The sequence below is a fragment of the Shinella sp. G-2 genome, from assembly GCF_050172695.1.
Classification (GTDB): Bacteria; Pseudomonadota; Alphaproteobacteria; order Rhizobiales; family Rhizobiaceae; genus Shinella.
In genome coordinates this window covers 118668-134188 of sequence record NZ_JBBEYH010000002.1, presented here as the reverse complement: position 1 = coordinate 134188, position 15521 = coordinate 118668, and the positions used below count along the sequence as shown (strand labels likewise).

Sequence of the window (15521 nt, the reverse complement as noted above, 5' to 3'; positions counted from 1 at the left end):
CTTCGGCGCCCGTTTTCAGTTGGTGGCCCGCTCGACCTTGATCTCGCCGAGATCGTCGATCAGCACCGTCCAGCTCTCGGGCTCCTGCGCCTTCGGATCGGTCTTCAGGTAGACCGTCGCGAACAGGCCGGGCTGGCTGGTAATGCCGGAGGAATTCTCCGGCCGGATATCCGTCACATAGGGCTTCATCGCCGAGAACTCCTCCAGCACGGTGGAGGAGGCGATCTTCGGCCCGTTCGCCGTGGCCTCGATCTGCTGGAGATGGATTTGCGCCGTGCCGTCCGGCTGGCGCACGGCGATCAGCTTGTAGTAGCCGCGACGAAGGGCGGCCGGTGTCGCGGCCTCGGCCGTTTCGGTTTTGGTTGCCGCGGCATCCGTCGTATCGTCCTCGACGGGTTCTTCCCAGAAGCCGGTGCTCACCACGAAGGTGATTGCTTCGGGAACGGGCGGGGCGTCCTCGGCAAGGGCCGGCGCGCTGGCGAGAAGCAGCAGGGCGAGGGCGCTGGCAAGCATGGACCGTGTCATGGCGAACTCCTGTCCTGACGGCGTTTCGTCATCAATAGTCGAACTGTTCGGCGAGAATCCGGTCGGACCAGGAATGATCGGGATCGGACAGGATGCGCGCGGAAAGGCCGCTCGATTCGGCGATGCGCACCGAGGTCACCGATTTGACCTCGGTATTGTCGGCGACCGCGTTGACGGGGCGTTTTTCCGCTTCCAGCACCTCGATCTCCACCGTCGCCTTGTTGGGCAACAGCGCGCCGCGCCAGCGGCGGGGCCGGAAGGCGCTGACCGGCGTCAGCGCCAGAAGCGGCGCCTCGAGCGGCAGGATGGGGCCGTGGGCCGAAAGGTTGTAGGCCGTGGAGCCCGCGGGCGTCGCCAGCAGCAGGCCGTCGCAGATCAACTGCTCCAGCCGCACGCGCCCGTCGATGCTGACGCGCAGCTTGGCCGCCTGGTAGGACTGGCGGAACACATAGACCTCGTTGATGGCGAGCGCCCGGCGCTCCTGGCCGCTGGTGTCGTTCGTCACCATTTCCAGCGGGCGGAAGGCATTCTCCACCGCGCCGTCGATGCGCGCCGGCAGGTCGACGATGTTGTAGCGGTTCATCAGGAAGCCGACGGAGCCCCGGTTCATGCCATAGACCGGCTTGCCGGAATTCATCGTCGTGTGCAGCGTCTGCAGCATGAAGCCGTCGCCGCCGAGCGCGACGATCACATCGGCCTCTTCCGGATCGGCATTGCCGTAGCGGGCGATCAGCTCGTCACGCGCTTCCTGCGCTTCGGGCGCCTGCGAGGCGACGAAGGAGAGGGAGGTGAAAGTCCGCGTCATGCCCTGATCCAGATCCTTGTTGCAGCCTTGCCCCGAGCGGGCCGGCCTTTGTCGCATGCCTTTAGGGCAGGTGCATCTGAAAAATATGACAGTGCTGGAAAGGGATGGGGCCTTTGCCGCGAGGGAAGGTCACTCGGGCAGGCTATAGGAGCAAGCCTCGGGATCAGGCCTTGCGGCCGTTCGCCTGTGCTTCGAGCGCCTTGACCGTGGCCTGTCCGGCGGCGGCCGCCAGCATCGGATTGGCGAAGGGGCCCTTCACTGGATAGGTCACGCCGCGAAAGGTCAGCGCGAAGAAATACTGGCCGTTGCGGCCCTTCTCGACCGTGACCTTGGTCACCGCTTCGCTTCCCGCCTGCTTGTCAGCCGTCACGTCCGTTCCTCCGCAAGGTCGCCCCGCATCGCGCCGGTCTTGCCGGCCTGCGCGCTGGGGCGGAAATGATGATGCCGCACGGCACCGGTTTACTCAGGATGCCTATAGGACAGCCGGCCGCCGACGGCAATGCACCGCCGTGCGGCGTCAGGCCTCGCTGGGCACCGAGCCTTGCGGGACATCGAGCCTTGCCGGGCAGGGGCAAGGCTTCTACACGGAAAGGGTTCAGCGCAACGCCGCGAGATGCCATGACGGACGCCGCCACCCTCATCGCCGAAATCCGTAGCCTGGAAGAGGCGCTTCACCGCCCCGAGGTCCGCCGCTCCCGCGCGGCCGTGGAGGCCTTGCTCGCGGAAGGTTTCACCGAGTTCGGCAGTTCCGGCACCGTCTATCGCCGCGCGGAAACCATCGAACTTCTGGCCGAGGAAGAGGACGAGGCGGAAGACACCTCCTTCTGGGCCGGCGACTATGCGCTGGTGCCGGTCTCCACCGATGCCGTTCTCCTGACCTATCGCACGCGGCGCACCGCCGAAGACGGCTCCGAACGCCACGTCCTGCGCAGTTCCCTCTGGAAACACGACGGGCACCGCTGGCAGATGCTGTTCCACCAGGGAACGGTCACGCCGCCGCCGGCCTGACGGCCGCCGAAGGGCGCTAGGACCGCCGGCGGTAGGGCACGCTCGCGCGATCCTGCGCGATGACCATCGTCGCGATGGCCAGCCGCTCCTCCACCGCGTCGCGTTCGGCGATCATGGTGCGCAGGGCTTCCAGCGCATTGCCGCCGTGAAGGGCGAGGATCTGGACGGCTTCCTCGCTGTCGGCGAACCTTTGTGCCTGTACCGGGATCATTGCAGCCGAAGCTCCAGTTGCTTCTTGCTCTTCAGCACATAGAGCGGCTTGGCCACAGCCGCCGCCTTGCGCTGCAGTTCGAGACGGTTCTGCAACTGCCGCTCGCGCAGGGAGCGGCAGGCTTCGAGGATGGCATTTCCGCGTTCCAAAGCATCGTTCTGCATGGCGTGTTCTCCGATTTGTTCTTGTTATGTTCTATTTTTGCCGGAGCGTCAAGAACAGGCGATGCGGCGACCTCTCCCGCGTTGCGATCACGATCCCGTGAAAACAGTGCACTGCAGTGAAACTACATCGTCGGCAGTGACGTTAGCTTTGCGATCACAACGAAGGAAAGGAACGAACTATGCGTACCCTGAGCAAAGCAACCCTTGCAGCGACCCTTCTTGCAGCCGGCGTTCTCGGCGGTGCTCCGGCCTTCGCCGGCAGCGATGGCGACTACTATTCGGGTCCGACGCGCGATTCGATCATGGACGACGACACCTTCGTCCTTCCGCCTGCCCAGCGCGAAAGCCTCGACCTGTTCTCCACGCAGAGCATCAACAAGTCCGATGATGGCGCCATGCCGGTGACCGGCGAAGAACGCCCGGCAGACGGCGACTACTACCAGGGTGCCGAAGACCCCAAGTAAGGGTCCGGCACGGATCAACGGCAAAGCGGGCGCCCTTGCGGCGCCCGTTTTCTTTGGCGAGCGGTTCACGCAGGCCGATGGGCCCATTCCGTCCAATGCGATGGAAGCGAAATGACGGTCCGGCACGGCAGGCCTCGGCCCAGGTGATGGTCACGGGTTGCGAATATCGTCCCAGATAATGGCGACACCGATGACCGAGACGACGACGGGCGCAATCCAGAACAGGCCCTTCACCGGCTCGACCACATGGAAAAACATCCAGAGAAAAGCGAAGGCGCCGCCAAGGGCCATCAGGCCGCCGAGGAGAAGGGAAATGAGGCGCCGTGTCGGAGAGCGTCTGCTCGTCGCCGGTTCAGGATTCCCGTTTGCCTGCATTCTCGTCCCTCCCTTTTTTCGGGAACAAAAGAGCACGCAATCAATCTCAAGTCGAGTGGGGCAGGACGTGCCTTGCCGAATGTCACCGGGGTTTTTCGGACGTGTGAAAGGTCGGAGGATTATCGGGCGATTTTGGATCGTGCCGGAAAAAAGAGAGAAGTGGTGCCCCCAGCAAGACTCGAACTCGCGACCCCCTGATTACAAATCAGGTGCTCTACCAACTGAGCTATAAGGGCACTCTCTGCGAGGGAGTTAGCATATTCTCCGCCGCTGTAAAGCGAAAAGGCCGTTTCAGATCGACCAGTTGCTGTCGGTAGCGGCGCGGGGCACGATTTCCTGGCAGCGCTGCATGGAGCGCGGCAGGTTTTCGGCGAGGTGGTCGATCAGGGCGCGCACGGCCGGCAGCATGCCGTGGCGGGAGGTGAAGACGGCGTGCACGGCCGATTCCGCGCTCGACCATTCCGGCAGCACCGGCGTCAGCACGCCGCTGCGGAAGCCGCGCTCGACGATCATGTCGGGCAGCAGCGCAAGGCCGACGCCCTCGATGGTCGCCCGCTCCAGCACGCCGAAATCCGAGCAGGTGAGGACCGGCGAATGGGCGACGTCGTGCATCGCGCCGTCGGCATTGAAGAGCGTCCAGATGGCGCGCGGATTGTTCTCGTTCATGGAGAGCGTCGGCACGCGGGCGAGGCCGTCGAGTTCGATGGGGCCGTAGCGTTCCAGGAAGCGCGGACTTGCCGCCAGATAGCGCCGCGTGCCGCCGAAGCGGCGCACGATCAGCGACTGGTCCGTGTCGTAGCTGTCGCGCACGCGCAGCGCAACGTCGATTCGCTCCTCGATGAGATCGACGGGGCGGCCGGTGGTGACGATCGAAAGGCGCACCAGCGGATAGCGCTTCAGGAAGCCGGGCAGGATATCGGCGACCATGGGCGCAAAGCCCGGCGGCATTGCAAGGCGCACGGTGCCGGCCGGTTCCGCCTTGGCGACGGCGACCACGGCCTCCGCCGCCTCGACGCCCGAAAGCACCGCCTCGCAGCGTTCGTAGAAGGACTGGCCGATATCGGTGATGGACAGCTTGCGGGTGGACCGCTCGATGAGCCGTACGCCCAGCTGCTCCTCCAGCGCGGCGATGCGCTTGCTGATCTTCGACTTCGGCACGGAGAGCGCATTGGCGGCGGCGGTGAACCCCTTGTGGCGCACGACGGCGGCATAGAGGGCGAGATCGTTCAGGTCCTGCATGGTCTCATCTCCCGTGGTCGCCTGATTTATTGTTTCTCATTTGAAACGGTCAATTGGATTTTTGCCGTCTAATCGCGCGATTGTTTTCGGATCATATCTCTTGCACCCAATTCAAACAAAGGTGCTGACCCATGAACATCCTCCACATCGACTCCGGTATCCTTGGCGACCATTCCGTTTCCCGCCGCCTGACGGCCGCGGTTGCCGCCCAGCTCAAGGCGGAGCAGGCCAAGGCCACGGTGACCTATCGCGACCTCGTCGCAAACCCGCTGCCGCATCTTTCGGGCGCCCACCTGATGGCTGCAAATGCCAAGCCGGAAGACGTCGACAGCGAGATCGCGGCCGACGTCGCTGAAAACCAGGTCGTGCTCGACGAGTTCCTCGCCGCCGACACGGTCATCCTCGGCGTGCCCATGTACAATTTCTCCCTGCCGAGCCAGCTCAAGGCCTGGATCGACCGCATCGCCGTTGCCGGCAAGACGTTCCGCTACACGGCCGAAGGCCCGGAAGGCCTCGCCAAGGGCAAGAAGGTCATCATCGTCTCCACCCGCGGCGGCCACTATAGCGCCGGCCCGGCAGCGGCGATGGACCACCAGGAAAGCTACCTGCGCGCCGTGCTCGGCTTCCTCGGCGTCACGGATGTGGAAGTGGTGCGCGCCGAAGGCCTGAACCTCAGCGCCGATTCGAAGATCCAGGCGATTTCCGAAGCCGAACGCACGATTTCCGATCGCGCGGCGGCCTGAAGCGCGCAAGCTGAGTCTATCCGCCTCCAATGCAAAAGGCCCGCCGGTGAAAACCGGTGGGCCTTTGTCTTTGTGCCTTGCCTCAGCCGAGGGGCATGGCCTTCAGCTGAAAGGTGCCCCGGCCTTCAGCCGAAAAGATGTCGATGCGTGGCGTAGAGAGCGATGGCGGCGGCGTTCGAGACGTTCAGCGACTTGATCGCGCCGGGCATGTCGAGACGGGCGAGGGCCTTGCAGGTGGCGCGCGTCTTCTGGCGCAGGCCCTTGCCTTCCGAGCCCATGACGAGGGCGATGCGCTCGCCGGAGAGCGTGCCTTCCAGCGGTGCCGGCCCTTCCGAATCGAGGCCGACGGTCAGGAAGCCGAGCTTGTGCAGCTCGTCCAGCGCATCGGCGAGGTTGGTGATCTGGATATAGGGAATGAGTTCCAGCGCGCCGGAGGCCGTCTTGGCCAGCACGCCCGATTCGGTCGGCGAGTGGCGCTGCGTGGTGATGACGGCGCCCGCATTGAAGGCGACGGCCGAGCGCATGATGGCGCCCACATTGTGTGGATCCGTCACCTGGTCGAGAACCAGCAGCAGCGGGCTGTCCTTCAGCGCTTCCAGCCGGCGCGCCGGCAGCGGGCGCGTCTCCAGCATCACGCCCTGGTGGATCGCCTCGGGGCCGAGCACCTTGTCGAGATCGGAAGGAAGCACGGTCTCGACCGGGTAGGGCAGGCTCGCAAGATCGGGCAGCTCCAGCCGCTGGGCGGCGTTCTGGCTGACGGAAAGCTTGATGATCTTGCGCTCGGGATTGTCGAGCGCGGCGCGCACGGTGTGCAGGCCATAGAGATAGACCTGGTCGGGCGCCACCGCCGGCGCCTTCCAGCCCTCCGCCTGCTTGCGGCGGCGGTCGTCCTTCGGGGTGGGAATCTCGCCGCGTTCGCGCCGCTGGTCGCGATGCGCGCGGCGAAGTTTGGCGTAATGGGTGTCTTTTGCGGACTTGCCGCCGGTATCGTCTTTGCTCATGCGGCCTATAAAGCACGTCGCGCGAAACTGTGCAGCGGTTTTGCTGCATCGGCCGGTGAAAATCTGGGTGAAAGACCGGAACGAAAAATCCGGGCGAAAAATCCGGCCGGGGGCGCGGGGCGGCAAAGTCGGCCATCCACAGGCCGGCAGGGGCGATGACATTTTTCGCAATTTTTTCCGTGACGTCGTGTTGACAGGACGAATTGGTCCCGTCATATACCGCGCCAGATCGAAGGCGCCGCCGACAAGGCACTGCCCGCCGGTCGACACTGGTCGCTTGATCCCGACAGAATATGGAGGGATGCCCGAGTGGTTAAAGGGGACGGACTGTAAATCCGTTGGCTCAGCCTACGTTGGTTCAAATCCAACTCCCTCCACCATTCTGTCACACGGATCATGACCCCGCGGGTATAGCTCAATGGTAGAGCAGCAGCCTTCCAAGCTGAATACGCGGGTTCGATTCCCGCTACCCGCTCCAACTTGCCGCCGCTAACCGGTCGGTATCCTGTTGAAAACGCGGAAGTATCAGGCGGACTTGTTTTGTTCACCTTGTCTGTTCGACGTGTTCTGTGCCACATTATGTGCCACCAAACGCGACACGGCGGCTAAAAATGGCGCAGCGAGCAGAACTTTCCGATCCGGATAGGCATCTCAGCCAGCGGAACGGCTTTTACACTTATAAGCGACGGGTGCCCGCGAAGGTGGCGGCAATGGACCCGCGGTCCCCGGTGATCCGCATCGCGCTCGGAACCCGCGATTTGGGGGAAGCGCGAATCAAGAGGGACGCGCACGAACGCGCGGATGACGAGCTCTGGGCCTCGTTTCGCGAGGGCGGCGATAAGCAGCTGGCCGTGGCGCGCTACAAATCCGTTGTCGCGCGCGCCGACGCTCTCGGTTTTACCTACCGCCACCTGTCGTCGATTCTCTCCGAGGAAAACGGAACTGCCATTCTTTCACGCCTGAGGGCCCTCCAGGACGTGAAACCGGCCTCGCCGGAAGCGACGGCCATCCTGGGCGGGATCGCCAGCCCACGGGTATCGCTGCGGGACGCGCTCGACAAATTCGTCGACGAAATCATCGCCGACGAACTCACCCGCAAAAGCCCGGCCCAGTACAAGCTTTGGCTGCGCCAGAGGACGCGGGCGGTCGAGAACTTCGAGGCCGTCTGCGGGGCAAGGGACATCGATCAGATTACGCGGGAGGACGCCCTCCTGTTCTACAACTGGTGGCGGGAAAGGATCGCGCCCAGCCGAAAGGACGGGGCCGTGCCTAAGGCAACCCATACGCCGTCGTCCGGCAACCGTGACCTCGGGATTATGCGTGTATTGTACAGAAGGTACTTTATGCATAAGGGCGTTGATGAGCAGAAACTGACAAACCCGTTCGACAACCTGTCCTTCTCCGAGAAGAAGCGCTCAAAAAAACAGAAGGACAGGCCGCCGTTTCCAACAGAATGGATCGCCGAGCGCATACTCGCCCCCGGCGCGCTCTCAAGTCTGAACGACGAGGCCAGGGCAATCGCGTTCACACTGTGCGACACGGGATGCCGGCTGTCAGAGGTCGCCAACCTTCGACCGGAACAGATCAAGCTTTCCGATCCGGTCCCTCACATCAGCGTCGCGCCCTGCTTCGACCCCGATGAACCACGCGAAGTCAAAACCGACTCGTCGGTACGCGATATTCCTCTGGTGGGCGTGGCACTGGAAGCTATGAAGAAGTTTCCCAACGGTTTCCCGCGGTACAGAGACAACGAAAACAGCCTCTCGGCCACGCTGAACAAGTATTTTCGCGAGAATAAGCTGTTCCCGACGGCAGACCACGTGATCTACAGTTTCCGTCACTCCTTCGAAGACCGCATGAAGGATGCCAATGTCGATGCAGAACTGCGGAAAATACTGATGGGACATGCACTCGATAGGCCGGACTACGGGAAGAAGGGCAGCCTGGCGTGGCGGCGGGACTCTCTGGCTAGGATCGTCCTGGCTTTCGACCCCGCAATCGTCTGACCCTCTCCGAAATCGCAGCCATCGTCATCAGGTGGTGACGTTTCCTCTCGAGCTGGTTCTCCAACCAGGCATACAGTGGCAGATATACCTGGCCATAAGGACTGTCCGCGATTTCTAAAGCGATGCGGTCCAGATGGATTTCGATTTCTTCGATGGTCACGCCGACAGGTAGATTCGGCCCCTGCTCGGGCTGCGCTGGTAAGCCTGCCGGGACCAGCAAACTCCCCCGGCCTGCCGCAACGTCGCATTGCGGTCGGCTTCCGGCCGTGCCGGTGCCATGGAGAGGGGTCAGCTTGAAGTGCACCAGGAAGCCCCATCGATCAAGAAAATCCGCGCTTCTTTGAAGCAATGCAATGGAAGCACATGGTTCCGTGGTATTCAATAATACATTGAAAAGATTGATTTAATTCAAGACCCCGACTTGATGCAATCCACTTCCACACATTGTTCGGCACCAGTTAAAGGCAAGACTTCAATCACTCAAAAACAACAAAGGGTTGTGTTATTCCACTTGAACGCGCGGTGGGGAAGGCGTGGAGGCGGAGTGTTCACAATTCCGTGATTGAGGCATGCTGAAGGATAAATACTGCATTCATAATGCATTCGCTGAGTGCGGCCATCGGCGTGTCGGGTTCTTGGGTTCGGGCACCGGGAGGTACCTTGCAATTATGCGGTTGGCGCGGCGGGCGTTTTGGGGCGGCAGGAGCCGGCGATACCAAGCCCGGAAGGGTTGCTATCCCCTTGGCCTGAATTCCATTCCTACTATTGCGCCCTCGTTGTCGTACAGCATGATGACTCCCGCGTATTCGAACACTGCGAGGACCTTCTGCAGCGACTCTCGTTTGACTTTTCCGTCTTTCTCGAGTTTGAACACCGTGCGCGACGACACGCCTGCGCACTTCCCTAGCTCCACATGACTTAGCCCGATGTAGGCTCTGGCCGCTCGAGCGATAGAGGGTCTCAGAACAACCGCACTGGGCATGGGGTCGGCCCCCTTCTTTGCATGTCCGGGAAAGGGAAAGCTCCGGTAAGGATATGTCTAAGGATGTCCAGCGGATCGCATGCTTCCGCAGCGACGAGTTTCTGGGCGTAGGCTGTCCGCATCACCGATGAGGCTGTGCGCGCTACCTTCGGCCGGGAGTAAGGGACGGTCGCGGTCAGCTCCTCCATCGTACACCGACGCCATAAAACCTACGGGTGGCTATGTCGCCCCAACCCGTGAATTCCACTCCTTGCCCTTCGTACCACTCGCGGAGAACTGTGTACGGTCTGCGGGCTTCGGTGCCGCGTTCAAGGTCCTTGACTACGTCGAGACTCAATTTCGCAAGTTCTGCGACTTCCACCTGTGCCTTGTCGAGGAGGGCTCTCGCTGCTCGGAATGAAACGTCCGCGGTTTCGGCATGGAAAACCCCATCGATCTTTTGAACGTTTGTTGGGCCCTCTGGACCCGACCACTTTGCCCCGCCTCGTCTGACCAGTTCGCCAATGGCGCAGTCTCCCAGAAACTCGATGCCCTCACGCCTGTAGAATTCCACGAGTGCGAGATTCGTTTCCCAAAGAACGCTTTTCGAGTTCTCGGCGGCTGATACCGACTTTTGCATAACTTGCGCGCGCTCGGCAGCGACACGCTGCGAGATGTTCAAGAGCGCGCGAGCAACACGCAACGCGTCGGCGGGAGCGGGAACCCTCATGAAGTCGAGGAGCCGATCTGGGAAAAAAATGTCAATAAATCTCTTTTGACGTCTTAAAATACTTTACAAGTGCACATAATGGCACTTATGAAGTCATATAAGGTATTAAATCTGAAGGCCTTGATGAGATGTGGTGATTCGCTTGTCGGCGGCTGGGGTAAGAACCCGTACTGCAGCGCGGTAAAAACTCGCGGTGGCTTGTGGGACGAACCAATAATATCGCGAATGATCGGGAAGCACCCTGCCTAGCATCGCCGTCGATGTTCGAGTGGGGCGGGAGGTGTTCGATTCCGACCGCACCATCGCTCGAACGATGGTTCGCTCTTGGGGACTTCAACCGCTGGGTCACCGGGTGCCGTGGCGAACTGGGTCAAGAAGATTTCTGCACGTTGGAGGAACCGCGTTGAGCGATATCTTGGAGTTGTTTGATAATGAAACCTCGATTCAACGCAGCAGCAAACAGAAGCGCGTCCCCTGGAAGATTAGTCTACCTGAAGACGGTACGTTCATTACCCTTCCTGTTTTCATGGCGTTCTGCGGAATCGCTGCGGCACTTCGATCTTGGAACAGACCGGCCGCGAAGTTCAAGGTAATCCTTAGCCTTTCGGAGGATGCCTGTCTTTCCGTCTATTCGTCTGCCGCGCGGGTCTTCTTGCGTGCGATCGAAGACTGCAAAGATGGTACGAGGCCGTTGGTGTGCACGTGGGGCGGACGCCATTCGGACCGTGATCAATATGAAGCCCTAAGAGTGGACCGAGCGATTTTCATCAGGGAGCCCAACAAGGACTTGGATGATGGCGCAAGGCTCTTTGCGGACAGGGTGGTGGATGTCCCCATGCGGAGCAGGAGGCATGTCCAGGCCGCGCTCAGACGTTTCGGTATGCCGGTCGTCGAGAAGGACGTCGAACTACTGCTGTCGGAACCGTGGGCCCGGTTGGACAATGCCTTCCAGGAAGGCCGCTCGCCAACGCTCTCGCTGCAGAGACTGAGGAGGTATCCGCTATCTTGGACGCAGAAAGATGTACCTGCGGTCAAGGCGGTCGGACCGACGCTCGCGGACATGCACGGATACGGTCCGATAGTGGCCTGGGGCAATGATCTCGCGCGTGACCTCGGTGATTACAAATCTGGTCGCATCCAATGGGAGGATGTTGACGATGGGGTCTTGATTTCTGGTCCGACAGGAACAGGAAAGACCACCTTTGTACGTGCTCTGGCGAACACTTGTGGCGTTCCACTCACCATTGGTTCTTTCTCCACCTGGCAGAGCGCCGGCGCGCTCGATGAGTTTTTGAAAGCCATGCGGAAATCCTTCGAGGAAGCCAAATCGAAAGCCCCGTCCATTTTGTTCATCGACGAGGTCGACACTTTTGGCAACCGAATTGGCCGCGATCACAATAAGGCCTACATGACCGCCGCGATTGCCGGACTACTGGAGCTCCTCGATGGTTTCTATCACCGCGAAGGCGTGGTGGTCGTAGCCGCCTGTAATCATCCCGACAACCTCGATCCGGCAATACGACGTGCCGGACGGTTGGGCCGACATTATACAATTGCGCTTCCCGACGCGCAAACCCGACTCTCAATATTGGGATTTCACAGCGGAATCGATCTGGATCGGTCCCAATCCGAAAAGTTCGGCATGGCGACCGAGGGTCTGTCGGGTGCCGATATCGAACAAATGGTCCGGGAGGCCAAAAGGGCAGCGCGGCGACGCTTCGAAGCTCTTTCGGGAAACCACGTTGTCGATCAGCTTCGGCCGCTAGTGGAGCTTCCCGAGGACTATCTTCGCACACTTGCCGTCCACGAAGCGGGGCATGCGCTGGTCGCGATCGAGGCCGGCCACGGACGGGTCATTGGAATCAAGATTTCGCGCTATCGGATCGAAGGCAAGCGCAACGAGTTGGGCTACGTGGAATACGGCCAAGCCGGAGTCAGGCCAAAGACGCGTACCGACTATCTCAACGCGATCGCCGTGTGCCTGGGCGGCATAGCGGCCGAACTGGAGGTCTTCGGATCGTTTGCCGATGGTTCTGCGGGCTCGGAAACCGCGGACCTCAATAGGGCGACGGAGCTTGCGACCATGTTGGAGGGCGCGCTTGGGATGGGACACACGCTGCTCGTCGAAGGGCCCCTGGAGCAACTCGAGCGACTGCGAGCCTACAATCCTGATTTTCGGAGGCGAGTTCACGACGTCTTGCAGAGCGAGTTCGGCCGCGCGAGGTCGATAATTAGCGCCAGCAGGGCCGGTCTCGATGAAATTGTCGAACATCTGATGGAAACGAAAGCCATGACGGGCGACGAGGCCATCGAGATCGTACAACGGCACAAGATGCCGAGGGTTAGTCTGGCAAAGCTGCCACGTCGCGGGATGGAGGCATAGATGATGAAGCGCCGGAACAGGCGGAGCTATAGCCGCGATAACACAGGCCATAGCCGTGTAAAGTCGCTTGGGTCTGGTCTCGACGAGATTGGATTTCAACCGCTCGGACGCCGCATCTCGATTGAAAAAGAGCATGAGGCGGAAGGATCATTGAAACACTCCACTCCGAGCGGGGCCTACTACGACCACTCGTCGGGCCGGATTGTAATCGAGTTTACAAATGGGGCCGCGTTTATGGTTCCCGCCCGGTCGCTGCAGGGACTGGTGGATGCACTTGAGTCCGACATCTCCGAGGTTGAGCTAATTGGAGGGAAAGGTCTTTATTGGGAACGTCTTGAGGTCGAACACGAGATCGAGCTCGTGATGAACGGATCGTTCGGCACTCCGGACTTCATGAGGCGACAGCGCTCATGAGACTCTGGATAATCAGCGACCTCCATCTCGAGTTCGGGCAGCCATTTTTGCAGACCCCGCCGAGTGATGCTGACGTCCTGGTTTGCGCTGGCGACGTTCTCACCAAAGGACTCCTTCCGAGCCTTCGTTGGCTGGCCGACACAATGGCTCGACATATTCCCGTCATCGTGGTCGCAGGCAATCATGACTTCTATGGAGCCTCTCTCAGGGAAAGCGTCCGGGACGCCCGCGAATTCGCCGGTAAATTTCCGAACGTCTATTTTCTGGAAGACGACGCGGTCGAGATCGGCGGAGTCAGGTTTATCGGCGGGACCCTTTGGACCGATTTCCGGCTGTTCGGAGGAAATCCCACCGTCAACATTTCGTACGCCCAATCCGGAATGAACGACTTCAAGAAAATCAAGTTCTCGAAGGCACCGTACCGCAAATTCAAACCGATCGACGCTTATCGCAAACATATCGAAACCCGCGATTTCATTGCGGCCGAACTTCGCGAGCATACACAGCTGACGACAGTTGTCGTCACCCATCACGCTCCGTCTCCATGTTCGATCGAGCCGAGCTTTCGACACGATCCGCTCTCCGCTTGCTATGCTTCGGAATTGGACGACCTGCTGTGCGAGGTCGGGCCAGCGCTGTGGGTCCATGGTCACTTGCATTCTCGCAATGACTACATGGTCGGCGATACGAGGATCGTGTCGAACCCTAGAGGATACCCGAACGAAAACACCGGCTTCGATCCAGCTTTCACCGTCGAAGTGTCTCCGAATCCCGGATCGAAAAGCCAAACCGTAGACCCGGCGTTGGCCATTCTCGACCGCGCGCTCAAGGCTGATCGCGACCCCGGTGACGAATTGTGATCAAATTAAAAGCCGCCCATGGCGCAGGAGCTCACATGTCTCATCCTCCAGTGCGCAACGCTCGATACGACAGACGGTCCTGCATGATTGTCGTTGAATTCAACAATGGTTCGGCCTTCGTGGTTCCTGCCCGATCGTTACGGGGACTGGAAGAAGCTTCCGAAAGTGAGATTGCGGAAGTTGAGTTATCGGGTCAGTCAGGCCTGCATTGGGAACGTCTCAACCTCGATCATGACATTGACCTCCTGATCAGCGGGAGGTTCGCCACTTCTGCTTTTGAATCGGGGGAGGCGCAGACTGCGAACGAAAGAGTTGGCAGGACGGGGGAGCCTCCACCGATCGAGTGGGTGGGCCCGGCAATAACGTTCCTGTCCAACAATCTTCCCGGCAATCGTGAATTCGGCTGGGAGCATCACTTCATAACTGGGTATCAAATCGCTTGCGAGGCGCTCGTCGCATTGGGCCAAGCCGATGAGAATAACTACGGAGCAGTGCCGCGCGACAATCCCGCACTACCTGGCATCCTGCCCCGATGGGACGACGTCGCGACCGCGGTTGTCTTTCTCGCGGCTCAGAACGGGTCTATCACGTTTCTTGCGTCCGATGACGCCGGCCAATCGCAACTGCTCGGGGCAGGAGACGAAGGCTCTCATCAGTCTGGCAATGGAATGTGGGCGGCTCGCGCCGACCCCGAGGTTACGTCGGTTTTCCGCGCGATAGGACTGCTTGATGGGTTTGATTGGACCGCGGCGTCCGAAACCATACTTTGGCGGGATAGTCCCATCGAGTGGCGCATCGATTTCACAAAAGATTCCCGTTTCATTGATGCAGTAAACGACGCATGCGAGCGCATGCCCGACAACATCCGAAAGCAGATAGATCGGCTCGCTCAGACCACCGACGAAGACATCGCTGCGCACAGCTCGAAAGTTAGCGACCGGAATGATGGAGGATTTAAGCAATCAGTGGTCGGGATTCCGCCGAAAACACCCGAACAGGTGAGGGCTACTCTGCACAGGATAAGACGGTATGACTTCGATGAACTGTTTTACCAATTCTGGCGGATCGGCGACGGCTGGCTGTCTGGGCACGAAGCAAAGCGGGCCCTGGAGATTTTCAACGATCCTCTGGCCATTGCGATGAGGAAGGCCGTTGCCGCTCGGCTCTACCCGCATTTGCCGCATTTGGCTGAGTGAGGATTACGGAGCCGTCACTTCGGAACTGCCATCGAACATACATGGACCCATCTGAAACCCGGGCCGATTTTACGGACTCGCCGACCGCACATTTCTCAAAGCTCCCGGTTCCGTCTGCGAGCGCTATGCGTCGACCGAAGCCGAGCGCGACAACTATATGTCTCGCCGCTCCGGGCTAACCTGGATCACCTCAAGGACCTGCCACCGCCTGGTGATCGCGGACCAGAACGACGTGCCACGTGATGGCGAAGAGTACGGTCGTCGTGGTTCCGACGGAATCCACGCGATACGAAGGCACGATCCACGCCTTCGGTTTGCTCAACGCACTTGCTGACCTCCGAACAAGGAGATGATGATCAACGAGGTGGCGGACGGCACTCGTGAACACATTGGCCAGTAAACGGAGATGCGCGGCGAAAATTCGAGCGACTTGGCC

Annotated in this window: 16 protein-coding genes and 3 tRNA genes; 10 read left to right on the top strand and 9 right to left on the bottom strand. The window is 60.5% G+C overall.

The annotated features are described in order from the left end of the window. Positions 1 to 15 precede the first annotated feature (15 nt). From V8U06_RS04515 to V8U06_RS04505, 3 genes are all read right to left on the bottom strand, one after another. Positions 16 to 525 (bottom strand): hypothetical protein, encoded by a 510-nt coding sequence (locus tag V8U06_RS04515; RefSeq protein ID WP_427139671.1) that lies wholly within the window; start codon positions 523 to 525, stop codon positions 16 to 18. A 31-nt stretch (positions 526 to 556) separates the two neighbouring features. Next, a complete protein-coding gene (locus V8U06_RS04510) occupies positions 557 to 1330 on the bottom strand; it encodes an NAD kinase (RefSeq protein WP_427139670.1) in 774 nt (257 codons plus the stop codon). A gap of 163 nt (positions 1331 to 1493) precedes the next feature. Further along, positions 1494 to 1700: a hypothetical protein gene (locus V8U06_RS04505; protein WP_226919457.1), complete on the bottom strand. Its 207-nt coding sequence runs from the start codon at positions 1698 to 1700 to the stop codon at positions 1494 to 1496. 248 nt (positions 1701 to 1948) lie between these two features. On the opposite strand from V8U06_RS04505, the gene V8U06_RS04500 reads away from it, so the two are divergent. Beyond that, positions 1949 to 2338 carry a DUF4440 domain-containing protein gene (locus V8U06_RS04500; RefSeq protein WP_427139669.1) on the top strand — a complete coding sequence of 130 codons (390 nt, stop codon included), beginning with the start codon at positions 1949 to 1951 and terminating at the stop codon, positions 2336 to 2338. Between the two features lie 16 nt (positions 2339 to 2354). On the opposite strand, the gene V8U06_RS04495 is transcribed toward V8U06_RS04500, so the two are convergent. Further along, a complete protein-coding gene (locus V8U06_RS04495) occupies positions 2355 to 2549 on the bottom strand; it encodes a hypothetical protein (protein ID WP_427139668.1) in 195 nt (64 codons plus the stop codon). Beyond that, on the bottom strand, positions 2546 to 2713 hold the full coding sequence (locus tag V8U06_RS04490; RefSeq protein ID WP_226919454.1) for a hypothetical protein: 168 nt from the start codon (positions 2711 to 2713) through the stop codon (positions 2546 to 2548). The genes V8U06_RS04495 and V8U06_RS04490 overlap by 4 nt, the downstream gene beginning before the upstream one ends. Positions 2714 to 2892: 179 nt before the next feature. On the opposite strand from V8U06_RS04490, the gene V8U06_RS04485 reads away from it, so the two are divergent. Continuing rightward, positions 2893 to 3177 carry a hypothetical protein gene (locus V8U06_RS04485; RefSeq protein ID WP_226919453.1) on the top strand — a complete coding sequence of 95 codons (285 nt, stop codon included), beginning with the start codon at positions 2893 to 2895 and terminating at the stop codon, positions 3175 to 3177. 150 nt (positions 3178 to 3327) lie between these two features. On the opposite strand, the gene V8U06_RS04480 is transcribed toward V8U06_RS04485, so the two are convergent. From V8U06_RS04480 to V8U06_RS04470, 3 genes are all read right to left on the bottom strand, one after another. After that, complete coding sequence (locus V8U06_RS04480) at positions 3328 to 3552, bottom strand: hypothetical protein (RefSeq protein WP_427139667.1); 225 nt, start codon at positions 3550 to 3552, stop codon at positions 3328 to 3330. Positions 3553 to 3712: 160 nt separating this feature from the next. Continuing rightward, positions 3713 to 3788 (bottom strand) — tRNA-Thr (locus tag V8U06_RS04475). A gap of 55 nt (positions 3789 to 3843) precedes the next feature. Further along, entirely contained in the window at positions 3844 to 4791 is a 948-nt protein-coding gene (locus V8U06_RS04470; protein WP_226919450.1) for a LysR family transcriptional regulator, read from the bottom strand. A 131-nt stretch (positions 4792 to 4922) separates the two neighbouring features. Here V8U06_RS04470 and V8U06_RS04465 point away from each other — a divergent pair, with 131 nt between their 5' ends. Next, the gene (locus V8U06_RS04465) at positions 4923 to 5534 is read left to right on the top strand and encodes an FMN-dependent NADH-azoreductase (RefSeq protein WP_226919449.1); all 612 of its coding nucleotides are present in this window, start codon (positions 4923 to 4925) and stop codon (positions 5532 to 5534) included. A 125-nt stretch (positions 5535 to 5659) separates the two neighbouring features. Here the strand turns inward: V8U06_RS04465 and rlmB are convergent, their stop codons facing one another. After that, positions 5660 to 6535 (bottom strand): 23S rRNA (guanosine(2251)-2'-O)-methyltransferase RlmB, encoded by an 876-nt coding sequence (rlmB, locus tag V8U06_RS04460; protein ID WP_226919448.1) that lies wholly within the window; start codon positions 6533 to 6535, stop codon positions 5660 to 5662. Positions 6536 to 6830: 295 nt separating this feature from the next. On the opposite strand from rlmB, the gene V8U06_RS04455 reads away from it, so the two are divergent. From V8U06_RS04455 to V8U06_RS04425, 7 genes are all read left to right on the top strand, one after another. Continuing rightward, positions 6831 to 6915, top strand: a tRNA-Tyr gene (locus V8U06_RS04455). Between the two features lie 24 nt (positions 6916 to 6939). Continuing rightward, positions 6940 to 7013 (top strand) — tRNA-Gly (locus V8U06_RS04450). Between the two features lie 133 nt (positions 7014 to 7146). Further along, the gene (locus V8U06_RS04445; RefSeq protein ID WP_427139666.1) at positions 7147 to 8541 is read left to right on the top strand and encodes a DUF6538 domain-containing protein; all 1395 of its coding nucleotides are present in this window, start codon (positions 7147 to 7149) and stop codon (positions 8539 to 8541) included. Positions 8542 to 10635: 2094 nt separating this feature from the next. Next, positions 10636 to 12615: an AAA family ATPase gene (locus V8U06_RS04440; RefSeq protein WP_427139665.1), complete on the top strand. Its 1980-nt coding sequence runs from the start codon at positions 10636 to 10638 to the stop codon at positions 12613 to 12615. Next, on the top strand, positions 12616 to 13029 hold the full coding sequence (locus tag V8U06_RS04435; RefSeq protein WP_427139664.1) for a DUF2442 domain-containing protein: 414 nt from the start codon (positions 12616 to 12618) through the stop codon (positions 13027 to 13029). After that, positions 13026 to 13889, top strand: coding sequence for a metallophosphoesterase (locus tag V8U06_RS04430; RefSeq protein WP_427139663.1), 864 nt, complete (start codon positions 13026 to 13028; stop codon positions 13887 to 13889). Before V8U06_RS04435 ends, V8U06_RS04430 begins: the two co-directional genes overlap by 4 nt. A gap of 35 nt (positions 13890 to 13924) precedes the next feature. Further along, a complete protein-coding gene (locus V8U06_RS04425) occupies positions 13925 to 15085 on the top strand; it encodes a DUF2442 domain-containing protein (RefSeq protein WP_427139662.1) in 1161 nt (386 codons plus the stop codon). Positions 15086 to 15521 lie beyond the last annotated feature (436 nt).